The 4,381-nt window shown below is 36.9% G+C and carries 3 protein-coding genes and 1 pseudogene; all 4 read right to left on the reverse strand.

What is annotated here, in order from left to right:
- A pseudogene (locus tag IQ229_RS14950) lies at positions 1 to 314 on the reverse strand (polysaccharide pyruvyl transferase family protein); the annotation flags it as partial.
- 123 nt (positions 315 to 437) lie between these two features.
- Positions 438 to 1,709 (reverse strand): lipopolysaccharide biosynthesis protein, encoded by a 1,272-nt coding sequence (locus tag IQ229_RS14955; protein WP_194044920.1) that lies wholly within the window; start codon positions 1,707 to 1,709, stop codon positions 438 to 440.
- 47 nt (positions 1,710 to 1,756) lie between these two features.
- Positions 1,757 to 3,049, reverse strand: coding sequence for an O-antigen ligase family protein (locus tag IQ229_RS14960; RefSeq protein ID WP_194044921.1), 1,293 nt, complete (start codon positions 3,047 to 3,049; stop codon positions 1,757 to 1,759).
- Positions 3,046 to 4,381 (reverse strand): GumC family protein (locus IQ229_RS14965; protein WP_194044922.1); only part of this gene is annotated, 1,336 nt, incomplete at its 5' end. The genes IQ229_RS14965 and IQ229_RS14960, both read right to left, overlap by 4 nt.

Genomic DNA, 4,381 nt, shown 5'->3' on the forward strand with positions numbered 1-4,381 from the left:
GAAATAATCTGTTCGCGAAATTTTTGATGAGCAGTCCAAAGATCGCCTAAATTACCTCCTCCTTGCAGCAAAATAGGAGATTTTCCAATTCTTTCTTCCATTACTTTGCTAGAAAAGTTATTAGGACTGGCAGTATATTTAATTTTTGTTTTTTGCACATTTATTAAATAAAGTACAGTACCTAACGCGATCAGGTGATCGCCAATATTAGGATAGTCAGGATAGTCTAATAATGCACACTCTTGAAATGTCTCTAATTTCCCTAGTGATTTATGCAGAACTTCTTTCAGCTGTTCCGGTTGGGTGGTAGCCATTAATTTTAGTTCCTCGTAGTTATTTGTTATTTCTCAATGAATGAGTGTAGCAAGAAGAAGCTATCTCTATAAAAAGCCAAATTTTTACTTAGCTTTAATTAAATCCTGAGAGCCATTGAATTTTTATTTTGCAATTGATAAAGATTGAGTTCTAGATAAAACATATTTACTAGCCCAAATGCTGTAAAGAGGTAACGCTAATAAATGAGTCATGAGAACCGCAACAGCTACCCAAAAAATTCCCCATTTCACAGCTACTAGTAATGAAATTGTAAAAATTGTAGTAAAAATTAGGTTCCAATAAAGATTAATGTGACTTTTATCTACAGAGTTAAGTAACATCGAAGCGCCATCAGCAAATGGGCGTGGTAGCGCTGACAAACAGATAACTATCAATATTGGAATTGCTGTTACCCACTTTTGCCCAAAAACAATTGGTACATAAAATGGAGCTAGGCTTGACTGTAGCAAAACTAATGGAAATACAATTAAGGCAAATGTTTTAAGGCTACTAAAATAACGTTCTTGAAACTGCTTAACGTTTCCCCGAGCAGCACAAAGATGCGGGTATAAAGACCAAGTCATTGTATTTATGACATTCATGCTGATTCCTAACCCAGCATTGAAAGCGAAATAGTAAATTCCTAGCGCCTGGACTCCTAAAAAACGTCCAATGATCAGGTAATCAAGATTAGCTCTTAGCTTATTTAGTAACTCAACGCCAAGGATATTTCTAGCATAACTAACAACTTCTTGCCACTTATTAAAACTAAACGACATGGTAGGACGCCAAGGATGATTCATCAGATTGATAACAATCCATACTGGAGTCGTAATAACAATAGGTATAACAACAGCCCACATTCCCATCCCTAATAGAGCTAAAGCTATAGTGAGAATATTGATTAGAATCGACTGCGTGGCATTGCATAATGCTGTAATTTTCAGGCGGTTCTCTCGCTGGATTAAGGCAGATTGAACTGCAAAGATTGGCAGCATTAAGTAGACTAATGCCATAACGCAGATAGGTAAGATAACTTGGTTATTACTATAAAACAAAGCAACTGGTAAAGCGGCAAGACACTGAAGAATAAACATTACTCCACATAGTATCCAATTAAGGCAGTAAGATGTCTGACAAATAATTTTCAGATCCTTCTCTGCTGCCTGAACAATCTTAGATCCAATTCCAGCTCTTAAGGTAAAAACAGTTGCAAATTCATTGGTAGTCAAAACGATTGCTATCAATCCATAATCGTAGGGATTTAACAGTTGAGATAAAGTAACTGTTGTTCCCAATCGGAAAACACGATTTACTAACTCCGCTCCCCCCATCCAACCAATATTACGCAAATATTGACTAGATACTTTTTGCCTTAGCTTTTTGATTAACATGAGGGCATCCTTAAGAGAAAATTAGATATTTTTTATCAATTTAAAATTTAAGTATAAGCAGCTTCAGGCTTCTTATGAAGAGAAGATTTACGAGGCTGCACTTCTTCTTTGAATGCAATTCCCATGATGATTAAACCAGGATAGTATAAGTAACCTAAAGCCTCTTGGCTATCATTAAATGTAAAAAGTAATAGAGTGACAAGAAAATACAATGCTACTCTGGCAGTTGTGCTTTTCTGTGCTTTAATCATCAAAACTATAAAACTCAATACAATTGGTACTAAAAAAGCAATGAAGCCAACTATCCCTTTAACAAACAAGAGACCAAACCAAGTATGGTGAGAGCCAATAGGCATTTCTGCTAACACTTTAGGCCCTGGTGCTTCTCGAAAACCATGACCCCAGATAGGAGCTTCTTTCCATTTCTCCAAGGCAATTACACCTAAAGCTTCATGCACTCGTGAAGAGTCCGGTCTAGCATTATAAAATGCTTCTTTAACATCCTTAATAGTAGTAACAAGTGCCGTGCTAAAAATACCTGCTAAAAAGCTAACAAATCCGATCGCAATTTGCGTAGTAGGTTTAGTAATTTTTGTAAGCAATAAAACTAATGTGAAAACTATTGGTAAAGCTATCAAAGATAAGCGAGAAACAGATACTATACTCATAGCTAAAGAGCTAACTATACCAATCCAGCGCCACTTCTTGTTAGGTTCTTCAAGAGCAAGGAAGAAGTAGATGTTTCCAATAAGACCTAGCGCAGGTGCCCAAGGTGCAAATAGAAATAGACGGACATTATTCGTACCGTAATCACTACCATAGAGATTTACATTGTAAAAAAGCTCACCATTCTGTATTAATCTTTCAATTGGAGAAGAATATAGGTGTGCAGGCAACTGTAATATCCAAGCTAGATAAAAGAAGGGAATTAAAATCAAACTTTGAAGGCATAAGATACAGACGGCTCTATAAATTAGTTGTGGTCGAATATTGAGACAGCCGCTTAATGGAAATAGTGCTAGCAAAGCCCAATCTGTAAACCAATTAATTAACGACCTAAGAGTTTGATTTGTACCTACATCATAAGTTACACAGCCGACAATTGTAGCGATCGCTATGACCAGAATAGAGACAATCCAAACCCAATGTATCCAATAAATTTTGATTCTTTTTTCAATACTAGTGTGCGCTGTTTGGTTCCAAAGCCGCTTACATAGGTAAAAAAACAGTATCCAGGCTAATACAAAATTTACAGGATATAAAATACCAATAAAATAAAATACATAGGTACTAATTATCCAATACCAAACAAGACTTTCTTCAAAGTTTTGAGGTTTCATTGTTCCATTCTCTTCCTCTCTGTACTCACAGTCTTATCAGATATTAAATTTTTACGTTCGCGCCACCAAAGTAACACCAGCCCAAGGGATACGAAAAGAGAGCCTAAAGTTGAACCGAGTAAAACCAATTTATCTTTTGGTGAAGTCGGTTTTTCAGGTAATGTAGGCTGTATAACAAGTTGAATCAGTGGATAAGAGCCAAAGGTATTCGACTTGCCAATATCTAGTCTGGTCAAATTGGAGGAAAAGACCGCTTCCGCAATTTGCGCATTTCGTTTCAGCGAATCCAAGGTGGTCTCCAGCTGTGTTAAATTCTTGAGCCTACTCTCAAGCTGGTTAATCTGTTGTTCTAGTGCTTGAGCTTGAGCGGTGAATCCCTTTTGGTTTGCCTGAACTATAACTAGTTCTTGCGAAAGAGCATCTCGAGGAACGTTGTTACCAGAGTTATTGCTACTAAGGCTTAACTGCTTTAAAACTGCCAAAGTGAATTTTCGTCCTAAAAGAGACTGACCTCGAACTAGCAGGGCCTCTTGAGCAGCGTCTCTTTTCGCTTGCTCTGCAATTAATGTTGGATGGTTAGGCAAAAACTTTGATTCTAAAACAACCACAGAAGCGCTAGCATCACTATAATTTTTTAAGTTCTGTTGAAATATCTGGTCTGTTTGAAGTGTAAAAGCATCTGTAGCTTGTCCAGCAGATAGTTTTAAATTATCCGATAATTGTGCCAGACGAGTACTAGCCTGTTGCTGTTGACCAATTATCTCAGATCGTTGTCTACGTAGCTGTTCAATATTGGTTGTAAGATCCTTAATTTGATCTGGAGAGTTCAAACCTGAACGTGCTTTGTAATCGGCAAGGCGCTTATGAGCAATTTCTAATTTTTTCTGCGAAGAAATTAGGGAAGTTTGATAACCTATATCTCTTTGAACAGCTTCTTGATTTCGTAGTATGTTGAGTCTTGCTTGCAAGGCTTTATAAAAAGCTAAAGATTTATTTTTAGCTTCCTGGGGACTCGCACCTTGGAAGTCAATGCTCATCATGGAAGTATTAATTATTAGCTTGAGCCGAGGTTTGCCAAACTCTTCTAAAGACATATTAAGTTGATCCGCTGCCGCTTTTAATATAGGGTCACTTTCAGCAATAAATTTATAAATTTCTCTTGGATCTTGAGAAGCAAGAGCAGCGTATGGAGACACATTTTCATAATTAGCATAGCCAATGTTTGGTAAATTAATATTGGCATTTGACCATGCTCCTGGCAGATTAATAGCTGAAGAACTAGTATAGGTCGGTGGTGTAAGCTTTAAATAAAGGAACGTTGCAGTCCAAAAT

This window comes from Nostoc cf. edaphicum LEGE 07299, from assembly GCF_015207245.1.
Lineage (GTDB): Bacteria > Cyanobacteriota > Cyanobacteriia > Cyanobacteriales > Nostocaceae > Nostoc > Nostoc edaphicum_B.